Below are 16,616 nucleotides of genomic sequence, written 5' to 3'. Positions count from 1 at the left end.
CCCCCGGCAGCGGCAACGCCTGCGCTGGCTTGCTGTGAAGCCCGGTTGCTGCCATAATTTGCGGCTTCCTGCCTGATTCCGGGCAGGACCCTTGCCCCACCGCGTTCATCTGCGGGGGGCTGTCCGGCCCTCAAGGGCCACATCCGAAAGGTAAAAACACATGAGTCGTCATTACGAAGTCGTGTTCCTGGTCCATCCGGACCAGAGCGAACAGGTCCCGGCCATGATCGAGCGCTACAAGGCGCTGGTCGAGAACGGCAGCGGCACCATCCACCGTCTGGAAGATTGGGGCCGTCGTCAGCTGGCTTACCCGATCCAGAACCTGGTGAAGGCCCACTACGTCATGCTCAACATCGAGTGCGACCAGGCCGTGCTGAGCGAGCTGGTGGAGAGCTTCCGCTTCAACGACGCCGTGCTGCGCAACCTCGTCATCAAGCGTGACGAAGCTGACACCGAGCAGTCGCTGATCATGAAGAGCAAGGACGAGAAGGGTGACAAGCCCGAGCGTGGCGAGCGTCGTCGTCGTGATGACGAAGAAGGTGAAACCACCCCCGCCGCCGCTGACACCGATGCCGGCGAAGACGCCGCTTCGGCCGCTTAAGGAGCACTGACATGTCCAAGTTCTTCCGTCGTCGCAAGTTCTGCAAGTTCACGGCCGAAGGTGTCAAGGAGATCGATTACAAGGATCTCAACACCCTGCGCCAGTACCTGACCGAGAACGGCAAGATCGTGCCGAGCCGCGTCACCGGTACCAAGTCGAAGTACCAGCGCCAGCTGGCAACGGCCGTCAAGCGCGCCCGTTTCCTGGCCCTGATTCCGTACACCGACAACCACGACGTCTGATGAAAGCCGGCGGCTTCGGTCGCCGCTTTCGTGGACCCGGCCGCCCGCGCTGCAAAGCTGCGGGCGGTGCCGGATCCACCGTTCGGATATTCGGACAGCCATCGCTGCGGGGCCACGCCTCGCTAACGAATACATATTTGGAGCTACACCATGAAGCTGATTCTTCTTCAGAAGGTCACCAACCTCGGCGGCCTGGGCGACCTGGTCGACGTGAAGCCGGGCTACGGCCGCAACTTCCTCGTTCCGACCGGCAAGGCCGTTCCGGCCACCACCACGAACGTTGCTGAGTTCGAAGCCAAGCGCGCCGAATACGAAGCCAAGGCCCAGTCGATCCACGCTGATGCCGAAGCCCGCAAGGCGAAGCTGGAAGGCAAGAGCGTGCTGATCGCCGCGAATGCGTCGACCGAAGGCAAGCTGTACGGTTCGGTTGGCCCGCGCGATATCGCCGAAGCTTTCACCAAGATCGGCCTGCCGCTGGAAAAGAGCGAAGTGATCCTGGGCGAAGGCGCCTTCCGCAACGTGGGCGAGTACGAGGTGATCGTTCACCTGCACGCCGACGTCGAAACCACCGTCAAGGTGGTGGTGGAAGCCGAAGCCTGATCCCTGCCGCAAGGCTGGAATCGCTGAAACGGGTGCCCGCAAGGGCGCCCGTTTTTGTTTTGGGTGATTGGATTTGATCCGGGTCCACGGCAACGGCAACAGCAACGGCAACGGCAACGGCAACAGCCGGCGCCTCCGTGTTCCGGGGTGGGAGGGCGCCGGGTAGCCTTGGCCGGGACACGCCGTAAACCCGTCCATGGGGGCTCGTGAGCGCCATCCATGGCGCCCAACGGTCCCGCCCAAGGCTACCCGGCACCCTCCCCGGAGGTGAGCAGGTGTGGGCGGTTGCTGGGAGCGACGGCGAAAGCGGTCTTTCGCCGCTGCTGCTCTGTGCTGGCTCCTGCATACCAGCCCTGCCCAGGCGCAACCCAGGCAACCGGCGCATTGGCCTTTGATCCGGCTCCGGAACGAAGGGCAGCCACGCGTGGCGTGGCTCTACCCGAGGGCTTGGCGCCCGTGGAACACCGGCCCCGTTATACTCGGGCTATCGCGCCGCCCTCCGGGCCATTGAAATCGAGCAACATCAATGGCTTGAGGGGCTAAAACGCCCCGACATCCACCATGGCGGGGGCTTCTCGAAGCCTCGGCCCGGAAACCAAACCACGCCATGCGTCTGTCTACGATCAAGCTGTCCGGCTTCAAATCCTTCGTCGATCCGACCACCCTGCACCTGCCGACCAACATGACCGGCGTGGTGGGGCCCAATGGCTGTGGCAAGTCCAACATCATCGATGCCGTGCGCTGGGTCATGGGCGAAAGCTCGGCCAGCCGCCTGCGTGGCGACTCGCTCACCGACGTCATCTTCTCCGGCTCCTCGGCGCGCAAGCCCGTCTCGCAGGCCACCGTTGAACTGATCTTCGACAATACCGACCACACCATCTCCGGCGAATATGCCGCCTTCAACGAGATTTCGGTCAAGCGTCTGGTCAGCCGCGACGGCACCAGCAACTACTACCTCAACGGCACCAAGTGCCGCCGCCGCGACATCACCGACCTGTTCCTCGGTACCGGGCTGGGCCCGCGCAGCTACTCCATCATCGAACAGGGCATGATCAGCCAGATCATCGAAGCCCGCCCCGAAGACCTGCGCGTGTACCTGGAAGAAGCCGCCGGCATCTCCAAGTACAAAGAGCGCCGCAAGGAAACCGAAACCCGCATCCGCCACACTCGCGAAAATCTTGATCGCCTCAGCGACCTGCGCGACGAGATCGGCAAGCAGCTTGAACACCTCAAGCGCCAGGCCCGCCAGGCAGAGCAGTATCAAGCCCTGCAGGAAGAGCGCAAGGTCAAGGATGCGGAATGGAAGGCGCTGGAATTCCGCGGCCTCGATACCCGTTTGGGTGGCCTGCGTGAAGCCCTGTCGCGGGAAGAAACCAAGCTGCAGCAGCTGATCGCCGACCAGCGGGATGCTGAAGCGCGCATCGAAACCAGCCGCGTGCGTCGCGAAGAATCCGCCGATGCCTTGAGCACGGCACAGGCTGCGGTCTATCAGGTAGGCAGCACCCTGGCGCGGCTCGAACAGCAGATCCAGCACCAGCGCGAAATGTCGCAGCGCCTGCACAAGGCGCGCGATGAAACGCAGCAGGCCCTGGCCGAACTGGGCCAGCACATCAGTGGCGACGAAGCCAAGCTGATGGTGCTGCGCGAAGCGGTGGACATGGCCGAGCCGCAGCTGGAACAGTTGCAGGAAGAAAACGAGATCAAGCAGGAAGCCCTGCGCGATGCCGAGGCCAAACTGGCCGACTGGCAGCAGCGCTGGGAAACCCACACCCGCAGTACCTCCGAAGCCTCGCGTGCCGGCGAAGTCGAACGCACCCGCGTGGACTACCTCGACCGCCAGGTGCTCGAAGCCGACCGCCGCCGCGAAGCGCTCAGCGCCGAACGCGCCGGGCTCGACCTGGAGGCGCTGGCGCAGGTGTTTGAAGAGCTGCAGCTGCAGCACGAAACCCAGAAGACCGCGCTGGACGGCCTCAACGAGCAGGTCGAAGAACGCAAGCATGCCGTGGCCGGCCTGCAGGACCGCCAGCGCAGCGGCCAGTCCGAACTGGCCGATATCCGCAAGCAGGCGCAGGCCGCACGTGGTCGCCTGTCTTCATTGGAAACCCTGCAGCAGGCCGCGCTTGGCCAGGAGCAGGGCGCTGCCGTGGCCTGGCTGAAGGCGCAGGGGCTGGATTCCGGTGCGCGCGTGGGTGAGCGCCTGAGTGTGGAAAGTGGTTGGGAAAACGCCGTTGAAAGCGCGCTGGGCCAGTTGATCGAAGGCGTGCTGGTCGATGCCCCGGAGAATCTGGTCAACGCCCTGGCCGATCTCGGTGATGGCCGCATCGCGCTGGTCTCGGCCGAACAGGACGCGCTGCAGGTTGCGCCGACCTCGCTGGCCGCCAAGGTGCAGGGTCCCACCGCGATCCGTCGCCTGCTGGCCCGCCTGCATGCCGCCGAGGATCTGCCGCAGGCGCGTGCGCTGCAGGCCACGCTGGGCGAGGGCGATTCGGTGATTACCCGCAGTGGCGAGCGGCTGGGCGAAGGCTGGGTGCGCGTGTCGCGCTCCGGTGCCGCCAAGCAGGGCGCATTGCTGCGCGAGCGCGAGATCGTCACCCTGCGCGAGCAGATCGACAGCCTGCAGGAGCGTGAAGCCGAACTCGAAGAGCGCCTGGCCGCCTTCCGTGACCAGCTGCTGGCCGGCGAACAGCAGCGCGAAGAGGCGCAGCGCCAGCTTTATCAGGCCCACCGTAGTGTGTCTGAACTCGGTGGCCAGCTGCAGAGCCAGCAGGGCAAGGTGGAGGCGGCGCGTACCCGTATCGATCGCATCGAAGGCGAGTTGTCGCAGCTGCTGGAAACCCTCGACGCCGGCCGTGAGCAGGTGCGCGAGGCGCGCTCGCGGTTGGATGATGCGGTCAACAGCATGGGCGATCTGGAATCGGTGCGTCATGCACTGGAAGGCGAGCGCCGCCAGTTCACCGATGCCCGCGACCAGGCCCGCGACGCCGCGCGCAATGTGCGCGAGAGTGCGCATTCGCTGGCGCTGACGCTGGAATCGCAGCGCACCCAGGTCAGCTCGCTGAGCCAGGCCCTGGAACGCATGAGCACCCAGCGCGGCCAGCTCGATTCGCGCCTGGGCGAACTGCATACCCAGCTCGACGACGGCGACTCCCCGGTGCAGACGCTGGAAGCCGAACACCAGAACGCCTTGGGCGAGCGGGTTCGCGCCGACCGCGTGCTCGGTGAAGCGCGCACGATGCTTGATGGCATCGATGCCGAACTGCGCACCTTCGAACAGACCCGCCACCACCGCGATGAGCAGGCGCTGGCGCAGCGCGAGCGCATTTCCCAGCGCAAGCTCGACCAGCAGGCGCTGGTGCTCAGCGCCGAACAGCTTTCAGCCTCGGTGGAGAAGGCCGGTTTCGTGTTGCAGGACGTGATCAACAGCCTGCCCGACGAGGCCCGCACCACCGACTGGGAACAGGCCGTGCACCAGATCGACGGGCGCATGCGCCGGCTCGAGCCGGTCAACCTGGCCGCGATCCAGGAGTACGGCGAGGCCTCGCAGCGTTCGGAGTACCTGGACGCGCAGAACACCGACCTGACCACCGCGCTGGACACCCTGGAAGAGGCCATCCGCAAGATCGACCGCGAGACCCGCGGCCGCTTCAAGGACACCTTCGACCGGGTCAATGCCGGCGTGCAGCAGTTGTACCCGCGCCTGTTCGGCGGCGGTCACGCCTACCTGGAACTGACCGGTGAAGACCTTCTCGACACGGGTGTGACGATCATGGCGCGTCCGCCGGGCAAACGCGTGTCCAGCATCTCGCTGCTGTCCGGTGGTGAGAAGGCGATGACCGCGGTGGCGCTGGTGTTTGCGATCTTCCAGCTCAACCCGGCGCCGTTCTGCCTGCTGGACGAGGTGGACGCGCCGCTGGACGAAGCCAACGTCGGCCGCCTGGCCAATATGGTCAAGGAAATGAGCGAGAAAGTGCAGTTCCTGTTCGTCAGCCACAACAAGGCCACGATGGAGGCAGCGCACCAGCTGTCGGGCGTCACCATGCGTGAGCCAGGCGTGAGCCGACTGGTCAGCGTGGACCTGGAAGAGGCGGCACGATTGGCGGGCGCCGCCTGACGTGCCATGCTTATCTGAACGTATTTAGCCGGAGACCCCCACCGAATGTCCGACATGGCACTGCTCCGCATCGGCATCCTGGCCGCCGGCCTGCTTCTGGTCGCTGCGATCTTCCTGTTTGGCCGCCCCAAGAAAAAGTCGCAGGGCCGCCGTGTTGAAGGCGCCGACAGCGCCAACGGCGCGCGTCGCGAGCCCATGCTGGGTGAGCCCGGCAATGACCCGGCCGGCACGTCCGGCGAACCGGGCGAGGACGGGGTCACCCAGCCCGAACTCGGCCTGCCTGACGTTGATGGCGCCCCGGCCAGCGACCTGGGCAAACGCGCCAATCAGGATTTCGACAAGATCGTCTCGCTGTTCGTGGCCGCGCGTGCCGGCGAGCAGCTGCGCGGCGAGGACATCGTGGTGGCCGCCGAAAAGACCGGCCTGGTGTTCGGCCACATGAACGTGTTCCACCGCCTGGTGGAAGGCCACGCCGAGCGCGGCCCGATCTTCTCGATGGCCAGCATCATGAAGCCGGGCAGTTTCGACATGGCCAACATCCGCGAGATGGAAACCCCGGCCATCGCCTTCTTCCTGACCCTGCCGGCGCCACTGACCGCGCTGGATGCCTGGGAAAAGATGCTGCCCACCGTAGAGCGCATGGGCGAGCTGCTCGGTGGCGTGGTACTCGATGACAGCCGCAATACCCTGGGCCGCCAGCGCGTCGCGCACATCCGTGACGAACTGCGCGCCTACGACCGCCAGCACCAGGCCCCGCCGCTGACCAAGGCTCCGCGCTGGTAAGGCGACTCGGCGCGCCCCCTTGACTCAAGGGGGCTCCTGCGCGGACACGGTTGCGCAACCTCTTGCGGTCCCTGGTCGTTGGGCCGGTAGGTAACGACCGTCAATCAATCCGCGTTCCGTCGGCCGTGGCCTGCACGGCAACCCACGACATCGACCCCGGTTAGGGCGCTGCGCCCACCACGGCCGCGAATGCCTCGCGGAACTGCGCCATCTCCGCCGCGGTACCCACCGTCACCCGTACCCGCTGCGGCCAGATCGGCCAGCTGCGGCCAATGATCACGCCGCGTGCGGCCATGGCCGCGGCGAAGGCGGCGCCATCGCGCTGCACATCCACCACGAAGCAGTTGGCTTCGGATGGCACGCAGGTAAAGCCGCGCTTGCCCAGCCAGGCCACGGTGGCTTGCCGCGCCTGTGCGTTTTCGGCGTTGCGCCGCGCCACCAGCCCGGGCTCGCGCAGGCTGGCCAGGCCGGCGGCCAGGGCGGTGATCGGGAGCGGGTTGTCGCCCAGGCCGGCCAGCTCGCGCAGCCGGTCCGGGTGTGCGGCGGCCACGCCCAGGCGCAGCCCGGCCATGCCGTACAGCTTGGAGAACGTCCGCAGCACGATCACATCGTCGCGCTGCGCGACCTGGCCGATCACCGAGCGCTGCGCGCTGTACTGCAGGTAGGCCTCGTCGACCAGCACCCGGGTTTGTTTGGGTTTGTTGGCCAGCAGCCAGGCGATGTCCGCCGCCGGGGTGATCGAGCCGGTGGGGTTGTTGGGGTTGCACAGGTAGAGCAGGCCCGCGTTGACCCGGGCAGCGGCCGCGGCCATCGCGCGCACGTCATGCGCGCCGTCCTCGCGCAGTGGCACCTTGGCCACCGTGGCCCCGCGCGCGGCCGCCAGATCGCCCAGCGCCTCGAACGTGGGGTCGGCAACCACCAGCCCGGCGCTTGCCGACGTCCACACCACCGCGGCACGGTTGAGCGGCTCGCTGGAGCCGGGGTACAGGCGCACGTGGTCGGCAGCGACGCCCTCCTGGCGGGCGAACAGGTCGCGCAGTTCGCCAGCCAAGGCGAAATGATAGCGCCCGCTGCCCGCCACGATGTCGCGGGCAGCGGCCTGCGCCGCCGCGGAGGGGCCATACGGACACTCGTTGAAGTTGAGCAGCACCGGCCCGGACGGGGCCGCGGGCGAGGGCGCGGCAACCGCCGCGCTGGCGCGCTCCAGGCCCAGCCCGGAGACGGCCAGGCCGACGCCGGCCAGCTGCAGGAAGGATCGGCGGGAGGGCGTAGAGGGATGCGTCACAGGACACCCGAACAGGGAGAAAGTCCGCACGCTAGCGCCGCAGGTCGAACGCGGCAAGCGGCACGGTGCCAGCGGCGGTGTTGGAACGGTGCCGGGCGGGATAAAATTGGCCGCCCCTCCAGGATTGCCGCCCGAATGAGCCCCAGCCCCGCCCAGCGCGCCGACCAGCTGCGACGCCAGATCCAGGCCGCCAGCGAGGCCTACCACGAGCGCGATGAGCAGGTGATCCCGGACGTCGAGTACGACCGCCTGGTGCGCGAACTGGAAGCGATCGAGCAGGCCCACCCGGAACTGGCCAGCGCCGACTCGCCGACCCAGGCCGTGGGCGGCAAGGCTTCCTCGCGTTTTCCCGAGGTGCGCCATGCGGTGCCGATGCTGTCGCTGGGCAATGCCTTCAGCGATGAAGAGGTGGAAGACTTCGTGCGTCGCATCCGCGAGCGCCTGCGCCGCGATGCGCTGTACTTTTCCGCCGAGCCCAAACTCGATGGGCTGGCGATCAGCCTGCGCTACGAGCAGGGCCGGTTCGTACAGGGCGCGACCCGTGGCGATGGCGCCACCGGCGAGGACGTCAGCCACAACCTGCGCCAGATCCGGGTGATTCCGCAGCAGCTCCAGGGCGAAGGTTGGCCCGAGGTGCTGGAAGTGCGCGGCGAGGTCTACATGGCACGCGCCGATTTCGAGGCCTACAACGCCGAAGCGCGCCTGCATGATGGCAAGGTGCTGGCCAACCCGCGCAATGCCGCGGCCGGTTCGCTGCGCCAGCTCGATCCCAAGGCCAGCGCCAGGCGCAAGCTCAGTTTCTATGCCTATGGCACCGGCCTGGTGCAGGGCGGCGAATTGCCGCCGACGCACTCGGCCACGCTCGCGCAGCTGGCGGCCTGGGGCCTGCCGGTCAGCGACCTGACCACGGTGGTGGAGGGCAGCGCGGGTCTGTTGGCGTACTACCGTGACATCGGCGCACGCCGCGATGGTCTGGCCTTCGATATCGATGGCGTGGTCTACAAGCTGGACGATCGTGCCGGCCAGGAACAGATGGGCTTCGTGGCGCGTGCACCGCGCTGGGCCATCGCGCACAAATTCCCCGCGCAGGAACAGACCACCACGGTGGAGGCCATCGAGATCCAGATCGGCCGTACCGGCGCCGCCACCCCGGTGGCGCGCTTGAATCCGGTCGCCGTGGCCGGGGTGATCGTGTCGAATGCGACCCTGCACAATGCCGACCAGATCGCGCGGCTGGATGTGCGCGTGGGCGATACGGTGATCGTGCGCCGCGCCGGTGATGTGATCCCGGAAGTGGTGAGCGTGATCGCCGATCGTCGCCCGGCCGGTACCACGCCGTGGCAGATGCCCACGCAGTGCCCGGTGTGCGGTTCGGAGATCGTGCGCGAAGAAGGCGCGGCGGCCTGGCGGTGTTCGGGTGAGTTGAGCTGCCCGGCGCAGCGCAAGGAGGCCATTGCGCACTTCGCCTCGCGGCGTGCGATGGATATCGACGGCCTGGGCGGCAAGTACATCGAAACCCTGGTCGACGCCGGCATCGTGCGCGGCGTGGCCGATCTGTACCGGCTCACCCGCGACCAGCTGCTGCAGCTCAAGCTGGTGCTCGATGCGGAAACCCCCGAAGCCCTGGCCGCGCAGATCGGCCTGCACCTGCCGCCGGAAGGCAGCGGTGAGTACCTGCGCGCGATCCTGCAGTTGGACGGCAGCGACGAGCGCTGGCGCGCACAGGCGCTGGCGATGCCGGCCGCGTTCAACTGGAACACGAAGAAGATCGCCACCAAGTGGGCCGACAACCTGATTGCCGCGATCGATGCCAGCCGCGATACCACGCTGGAGCGCCTGCTGTTCGCACTGGGCATCGAGCATGTGGGCGAAAGCACCGCCAAGGCGCTGGCCACCTGGTTTGGTGATCTGGAACTGATCCGCCACCTGCCGTGGCCGCTGTTCAAGCGCGTGCCGGATATCGGCGGCGAAGTGGCGCGCTCGCTCGGCCATTTCTTCGAACAACCGGGCAACCAGGAGGCGATCGACGCGCTGCTGCAGGTCGGCCAGGTGCGCATTCGTGACGTGCACGCGCCCCACGCGAAACTGCGCGACGGCCTGGATTTCGCCCAGCTGCTGGTCGAGGCGGAGATCCCCGGGATTACCCGCCTGCGGGCCGAGAAGCTGGTGGCGATGCTGCCCGACGCCACCACGCTGCTGGATGCCGAGCCGGTGCGCATGGTCGCCGCCGGCCTGCCCAACGAGGTGGCGCTGGGACTGGCCGACTGGCTGGACCGCGACGGCAATGGCCCGATGCTGCTCAAGGCCGACCACTACCGCGCGCAGCTGCTGGCGCGTGCACCGGCGCTGGCCGAGCAGGCTGCCGGCCCGCTCGACGGCCAGACCGTGGTGCTCACCGGCACGCTGGCGCAGATGACCCGTGATGAAGCCAAGGCGCGCCTGGAGGCGTTGGGTGCCAAGGTGGCAGGGAGCGTGTCGAAGAAGACCGCCTTCGTGGTCGCTGGCAGCGAGGCCGGTTCCAAGTTGACCAAGGCCACCGAACTCGGCGTGGCGGTCTGGGACGAAGACCAGCTGGTTGCCTTCCTCGCCGCGCACTGATTCCACGGCGGGACGCCCGCGTCCCGCCCCCGTCTTCCAGGAAACCCCGCATGCAGACCGCTCCCCTTGATTTCCGCGTGGCCACCGTCGCCGATACCGAACTGCTGATCGGCCTGATGCGCGATTTCTACGCCGAGGACAAACTGGACTTCGACGACGCACGCGTGCGTGGCGCGCTCGCGGCATTGCTGCAGGAGCCGCGCAATGGCGAGGTGCTGCTGTGGCTGGACGAGGCCGCGCATGTGGTCGGCTATGCGGCGCTGGCGATGGGCTTCAGCCTGGAGCAGGGCGGCCATTTCGCCTTGCTCGACGAGCTCTACCTCAGCCACGCCGCACGCGGTCGTGGCCGTGGCAAGCAGGCATTGGCGATTCTCGAACAGCGCGCCAATGCGCGTGGCGTGCAGCGCATGCGGCTGGAAGTGAACCATCACAATGAACTGGCGCGCCGCCTGTACCTGGCCACCGGCTATGTGGATGACACCCGTGACCTGCTGACCCTGCCGCTGGCCGAGCGCCTGCGGGACGCGCGCGCATGATCGCCGCGTTGCGCCAGCGTGCTGCGCTCAATGCGCTGATCCGCGCGTTCTTCGCCGAACGCGACGTGCTCGAAGTGGAGACGCCGATCCTCTCCGAAGCCGGCAACACCGAACCGAACATCGACAGTTTCCACACCCGCTTCAGCGGGCATGTCGATGCGGGCACCGCGCTGCGCTGGCTGCGGACCTCGCCGGAGTACCCGCTCAAGCGCCTGCTCGCCGCCGGCGTGGGCGATTGCTATGAACTGGGCCGGGTGTTCCGCAATGGCGAGGCCGGTGGCCGCCACAATCCCGAGTTCAGCATGCTGGAGTGGTATCGGGTGGGCTGGGACCATCACCGCCTGATCGAAGAAACCGTGGCGCTGGTGCGCGCGGCGCTGGCGCTGGTGCAGCGTGATGCCCACGTACGTGTGATCGACTACCGCAGCCTGTACCAGCAGCAGCTCGGCCTGGACCCGTTCGAGGCCACGCTGGAACAACTGCAGGCGCCGCTGGCGGATATCCGCATCGCCGCCGATGGGCTCAACCGCGACGATTGGCTGGACCTACTGATGACCCATTGCATCCAGCCGCACTTCGATGACGACAGCATGACCGTGGTGCACGACTGGCCGGCCAGCCAGGCCGCGCTGGCACGCGTGCGCGCGGGATCGCCGCCGCTGGCTGAACGGTTCGAGTTGTACCTGGGTGCCGTCGAGCTGGCCAACGGCTATCACGAGCTGAACGACGCAGCTGAACAACGTGCGCGCTTCGAGCGTGATCTCGCGGTGCGACGCAGCCGTGGCGCGCTGCTGCCGCCGCTGGATGAACGCCTGCTGCAGGCCTTGCCGGCATTGCCCGATTGCGCCGGCGTGGCGGTCGGCGTGGACCGGCTGCTGATGGCGATGAACCGTACCGGGCGCATCGCCGACGTGCTGGCCATCGCGTTCGCCGAGGCCTGAAGCGTCGCCTTGACGCATGGGTGTCTTGCGCGGCCTGCACGATGATGCTCTGATCACACCGGATGCACGAAGGTGGTCATGTGATCGTTCAGTTCTGGCGGGGACCGTGTTGATGAAGTTGTTGGATGTTGCAGGCCTGCCATCATTGGACGCGCTGTGGTCGGGCGCGCCGTCGTCGAGCGCGTCTGCGTGGACGGCCTCGTTGCGGAGCCTGCCGATCTGGAGCCTGGCACTTTGCTTCGGCGCGCTGCCCGCCGCTGCCGCTGAAAGCGGCTATGCCGGCCAGGTGGTGCGCTGCGAATCGCGCGACATGGAATGGGTGCACTGCGACATGCCGGTGGGCAACGGGGTGGACCTGGTGCGCCAGTTGTCGGACAACAGCTGTATCCGTGGGTCGGAATGGGGCACCGACCGTTCCGGCGTGTGGGTGACGCTGGGCTGCCGCGCCGAATTCCGCAGCCGCGTGGTGGCCGACGCGACCGACCGCGAACGCAAGGTGCGGCGCGTGCTGCGCTGCGAATCCAGCGGCCGCCCGCAGAACTGCCCGGTGGTGTTGCAGGGCGCGCCGGTGCGCCTGCTGCGCCAGCTCTCGGCGATGCCGTGCCGGGAAGGGCACAGCTGGGGCGTGCGCCGCAACGAAGTCTGGGTGACCCGCGGCTGCCAGGGCGATTTTGAAGTGGGCGCCAGCGATGGCTCCGGCTTCCTCGACGTGCCGCGCACCCTGGTCTGCGAATCCAAATCGCGCCAGCGGCGCTTCTGCGGCGCCAGCATCAGCAAGGGCGCCACGCTCAGCAAGCAGCTGTCCGGCAGCCCGTGCGAGGAAGGCCGCGGCTGGGGCTGGGATGCGCGCGGGGTGTGGGTGGACAACGGCTGCCGGGCCGAATTCCAGGTCAACTGAGCGCGGAGATGGCGGCGCGCCAGCGCGCCGCTACAATGATGCGATGAACGCATCCACCGATATCGACTACGCCCGCTACGACCATATCCGCCCGATCCTGTGGACCGGCGATACCCTGCAACTGCTCGACCAGCGCAAGCTGCCGTTCGTGGTCGAACACGTGGAATGCCGCGACAGCGACGCGGTGGCCGAGGCCATCCATGCCTTGACCGTGCGCGGCGCCCCGGCGATCGGCATTGCCGCGGCCTGGGGCGTGGTGCTGGCGGCAGCGATGGTGCAGGCCGACGACGGCGCGCAGGCGCTGGCCAAGCTGGAGCCGGCCCTGCAGCGCCTCAACGCATCGCGCCCGACCGCGGTCAACCTGGCCTGGGCGCTGGCCCGCATGCGCCGCGCATTGGCCCCGGCCGGTGCCGACTGGAAGCAGGTGCTGGCCGCCGAGGCCCAGGCGATCGCCGAAGAAGACCTGGCCGCCAACCGCCACATGGGCGCGCTGGGGGCCGGCCTGATCGAAAGCGGCAGCGGCGTGCTGACCCACTGCAATACCGGCTCGCTGGCCACCGCCGGGTTCGGTACCGCGCTGGGCGTGATCCGGGCCGGCATGGCCCAGCACCGCATCGCCCGCGTGTTCGCCGGTGAGACCCGGCCGTGGCTGCAGGGTGCTCGCCTGACCGTGTGGGAGCTGCAGCAGGATGGCATCGACGCCACCCTGATCGCCGATTCGGCCGCCTCGCATCTGATGAAGACCGGCGCGGTGCAGTGGGTGATTGTCGGTGCCGACCGGATCTGCGCCAACGGGGACACCGCCAACAAGATCGGCACCTACCAGCTGGCCATCGCGGCCCGCCACCACGGGGTCAAGTTCATGGTGGTGGCGCCGTCCTCCACGGTGGACATGGACACCGCCGACGGCGAGCAGATCGAGATCGAGCAGCGCGACCCGGGCGAGCTGTACGGGGTGGGCGGTACCCGCACCGTGGCCGAGGGTATTGCCGCCTGGAATCCGGTGTTCGATGTGACCCCGGGCAGCCTGATCGACGCCATCGTGACCGAGCGTGGGGTGATCCTGAATCCGACCACGGCGAACATGACGGCCGCGTTCGGTTGACGGGTTTCCGCCGGGGGCCGCAACGCCCCCGTAAGTTCCTGATTCTTGCCGGTAAAACCCCTGTAAAAGCGGGCGGGGGACGGCCTGTTGTGGTAGACTCCAAGGGTTAATCGAGATTCCGACGAGGCCAGCCCGAAAGGGCGGGCGCGACGGACTGGACCGCTCCCAGACAACGGAACCCGAATGGCAGAAACCGCCAAGGAAATCATCCAGGTCAACCTGGAAGACGAGATGCGCAAGAGCTACCTCGATTACGCGATGAGCGTGATCGTGGGGCGCGCCCTCCCGGATGCGCGCGATGGCCTCAAGCCCGTGCATCGCCGCGTGCTGTTCGCAATGAGCGAACTGAACGCACACGCCAACAAGCCTTACTTCAAGTCGGCGCGTATCGTCGGTGACGTGATCGGTAAGTACCACCCGCATGGTGACCAGTCGGTGTATGACACCCTGGTGCGCCTGGCGCAGCCGTTCTCGCTGCGTTACATGCTGGTCGATGGCCAGGGTAACTTCGGCTCGGTCGATGGCGACTCCGCCGCGGCGATGCGTTACACCGAGGCGCGCATGTCGCGCCTGACGCACGAGCTGATGGCCGACCTGGACAAGGAAACCGTTGATTTCCAGCCCAACTACGACGAAAAGGAACTGGAACCGACGGTCATGCCGACCCGGTTCCCGAACCTGCTGGTCAATGGTTCGGCCGGTATCGCGGTGGGCATGGCCACCAACATCCCGCCGCACAACCTGACCGAATCGATCAACGCCTGCATCGCGCTGATCGACAACCCCGGCATCGACGTCGACGGCCTGATGGAGTACATCCCGGGCCCGGACTTCCCGACCGCGGGCATCATCAACGGTACGGCCGGCATCGTTGCCGGCTACCGGACCGGGCGGGGCCGGGTGCGCATCCGCGCCAAGGCCGATATCGAAGTGGCCGACAACGGCCGCGAATCGATCATCGTCACCGAGATCCCGTACCAGGTGAACAAGGCCCGGTTGATCGAGAAGATCGCCGAGCTGGTCAAGGAAAAGAAGCTCGAAGGCATCAGCGAGCTGCGCGATGAGTCCGACAAGGACGGCATGCGCATCTACATCGAAATCAAGCGCGGCGAGTCGGCGGAAGTTGTGTTGAACAACCTCTACCAGCAGACCCAGATGGAGTCGGTGTTCGGTATCAACATGGTGGCGCTGGTCGATGGCCGCCCGCAGTTGTTGAACCTCAAGCAGATGCTCGAGGCCTTCGTGCGCCACCGCCGCGAAGTGGTCACCCGCCGCACCGTGTTCGAGCTGCGCAAGGCGCGCGCCCGTGCCCACGTGCTGGAAGGCTTGACCGTGGCGCTGGCCAACATCGACGAGATGATCGAACTGATCAAGACCTCGCCGAACCCCAGCGAAGCCCGTGAGCGCATGCTCGCGCGCCTGTGGGAGCCGGGCCTGGTGGGTTCGATGCTCGGCGCTGCCGGTGCCGAAACCTCGCGTCCGGAAGACCTGCCCAAGGGTGTGGGCCTGATCACCGGCGGCTACCAGCTGACCGAGATCCAGGCCACCCAGATCCTGGAAATGCGCCTGCACCGCCTGACCGGGCTGGAGCAGGACCGCCTGACCGAAGAGTACAAGCAGCTGCTGGAAATCATCGCCGGGTTGATCCACATCCTGGAGAATCCGGACCGCCTGCTGCAGGTGATCCGCGAAGAGCTGATCAACGTGCGGACCGAGTTCGGCGACGAACGTCGCACCGAGATCCGCCACAGCGAAGAAGACCTGGACATCCTCGACCTGATCGCCCCGGAAGACGTGGTGGTCACCTTGTCGCACGCCGGCTACGTCAAGCGCCAGCCGGTCAGCGCCTACCGGGCCCAGCGCCGCGGTGGTCGTGGCCGCAGCGCGGCGTCGACCAAGGAAGAGGATTTCATCGAACAGCTGTGGCTGGTCAACACGCACGATACGCTGCTGACCTTCACCAGTGCCGGCAAGGTGTTCTGGCTGCCGGTGCACCAGCTGCCCGAAGCCGGTCCCAACGCCCGTGGCCGCCCGATCATCAACTGGATTCCGCTGGAAGCCGGTGAGCGGGTGCAGGCGGTGCTGCCGGTGCGCGAGTACGCCGAACGCCAGTTCGTGTTCTTCGCCACCCGCAACGGCACGGTCAAGAAGACCCCGCTCAGCGAGTTCGCCTTCCGTCTGGCACGTGGCAAGATCGCGATCAACCTCGATGAAGGCGATGCGCTGGTCGGCGTCGGCATGACCGATGGCGACCGCGACATCCTGCTGTTCGCCTCCAACGGCAAGACCGTGCGCTTCGGCGAGGACAAGGTCCGCTCGATGGGCCGCACCGCCACCGGTGTGCGCGGTATCCGCATGGCCAAGGGCGAGGAAGTGGTCAGCCTGATCGTGGCCGAAAGCGCCGGCGGCAGCGAGGACGAGAACGAGGACGACAGCGGTGTCGACGAGACCGTGATCGAGAACGGCGATGCCGTGATCGAGAACGGTGCCGATGACGACAACGCGCTGTACATCCTCACCGCGACCGAGAACGGTTACGGCAAGCGCACGCCGCTGCCGGATTACCCGCGCAAGGGCCGTGGCACCCAAGGTGTGATCGGCATCCAGACCACCGAGCGCAACGGCAAGCTGGTGTGCGCGGTGCTGATGGGGCCGCGCGACGAAGTGCTGTTGATTTCCGATGGTGGCACCTTGGTGCGTACCCGTGGTTCGGAAATCTCGCGGGTCGGCCGCAACACCCAGGGCGTGACCCTGATCCGCCTGTCCAAGGACGAGAAGCTGCAGGCGGTTGAACGCCTGGATGCCTCGCTCGACGAAGGCGTGGAAGAAGACGTGACGGTGATCGATGCCGACACGGTGGTGGCACCGCCGGAGGCGTAAGCCTGCGTGCGGGACCCCTGGAAAACGCCGGCGCAT

Annotated in this window: 12 protein-coding genes; 11 read left to right on the top strand and 1 reads right to left on the bottom strand. The window is 67.1% G+C overall.

Annotation, left to right across the window (positions count from 1 at the left end; genetic code table 11):
• Window positions 1-160 precede the first annotated feature (160 nt).
• The 5 genes from rpsF to zipA all read left to right on the top strand — a co-directional run bounded on the left by rpsF (window position 161) and on the right by zipA (window position 6,337).
• Window positions 161-601 carry a 30S ribosomal protein S6 gene (rpsF, locus tag AC3IPM_RS11825; protein ID WP_319213497.1) on the top strand — a complete coding sequence of 147 codons (441 nt, stop codon included), beginning with the start codon at window positions 161-163 and terminating at the stop codon, window positions 599-601.
• 11 nt (window positions 602-612) lie between these two features.
• Entirely contained in the window at window positions 613-843 is a 231-nt protein-coding gene (rpsR, locus tag AC3IPM_RS11820; RefSeq protein ID WP_002804494.1) for a 30S ribosomal protein S18, read from the top strand.
• 150 nt (window positions 844-993) lie between these two features.
• Window positions 994-1,443, top strand: coding sequence for a 50S ribosomal protein L9 (gene rplI / locus AC3IPM_RS11815; protein WP_489300035.1), 450 nt, complete (start codon window positions 994-996; stop codon window positions 1,441-1,443).
• A 607-nt stretch (window positions 1,444-2,050) separates the two neighbouring features.
• Window positions 2,051-5,554: a chromosome segregation protein SMC gene (smc, locus tag AC3IPM_RS11810; protein WP_489300034.1), complete on the top strand. Its 3,504-nt coding sequence runs from the start codon at window positions 2,051-2,053 to the stop codon at window positions 5,552-5,554.
• Window positions 5,555-5,599: 45 nt separating this feature from the next.
• Entirely contained in the window at window positions 5,600-6,337 is a 738-nt protein-coding gene (gene zipA, locus AC3IPM_RS11805; RefSeq protein WP_489300032.1) for a cell division protein ZipA, read from the top strand.
• A 160-nt stretch (window positions 6,338-6,497) separates the two neighbouring features.
• Here zipA and AC3IPM_RS11800 read toward each other — a convergent pair whose 3' ends face one another.
• Complete coding sequence (locus AC3IPM_RS11800) at window positions 6,498-7,622, bottom strand: pyridoxal phosphate-dependent aminotransferase (protein ID WP_489300030.1); 1,125 nt, start codon at window positions 7,620-7,622, stop codon at window positions 6,498-6,500.
• 135 nt (window positions 7,623-7,757) lie between these two features.
• On the opposite strand from AC3IPM_RS11800, the gene ligA reads away from it, so the two are divergent.
• The 6 genes from ligA (at window position 7,758) to gyrA (ending at window position 16,580) form a co-directional block, all read left to right on the top strand.
• Complete coding sequence (ligA, locus tag AC3IPM_RS11795; RefSeq protein ID WP_489300029.1) at window positions 7,758-10,220, top strand: NAD-dependent DNA ligase LigA; 2,463 nt, start codon at window positions 7,758-7,760, stop codon at window positions 10,218-10,220.
• Between the two features lie 50 nt (window positions 10,221-10,270).
• Complete coding sequence (locus AC3IPM_RS11790; RefSeq protein ID WP_489300028.1) at window positions 10,271-10,756, top strand: GNAT family N-acetyltransferase; 486 nt, start codon at window positions 10,271-10,273, stop codon at window positions 10,754-10,756.
• Complete coding sequence (gene epmA, locus AC3IPM_RS11785) at window positions 10,753-11,697, top strand: EF-P lysine aminoacylase EpmA (RefSeq protein ID WP_489300027.1); 945 nt, start codon at window positions 10,753-10,755, stop codon at window positions 11,695-11,697. The genes AC3IPM_RS11790 and epmA overlap by 4 nt, the downstream gene beginning before the upstream one ends.
• A 247-nt stretch (window positions 11,698-11,944) precedes the next feature.
• Entirely contained in the window at window positions 11,945-12,595 is a 651-nt protein-coding gene (locus AC3IPM_RS11780) for a DUF3011 domain-containing protein (RefSeq protein WP_489304116.1), read from the top strand.
• Window positions 12,596-12,638: 43 nt separating this feature from the next.
• A complete protein-coding gene (gene mtnA / locus AC3IPM_RS11775; RefSeq protein ID WP_489300026.1) occupies window positions 12,639-13,700 on the top strand; it encodes an S-methyl-5-thioribose-1-phosphate isomerase in 1,062 nt (353 codons plus the stop codon).
• 183 nt (window positions 13,701-13,883) lie between these two features.
• Window positions 13,884-16,580, top strand: coding sequence for a DNA gyrase subunit A (gene gyrA, locus AC3IPM_RS11770; RefSeq protein WP_489300025.1), 2,697 nt, complete (start codon window positions 13,884-13,886; stop codon window positions 16,578-16,580).
• Window positions 16,581-16,616: the final 36 nt, after the last annotated feature.

Source organism: Stenotrophomonas sp. GL_111, from assembly GCF_057835245.1.
This window is presented reverse-complemented; position numbering and strand designations above follow the sequence as displayed.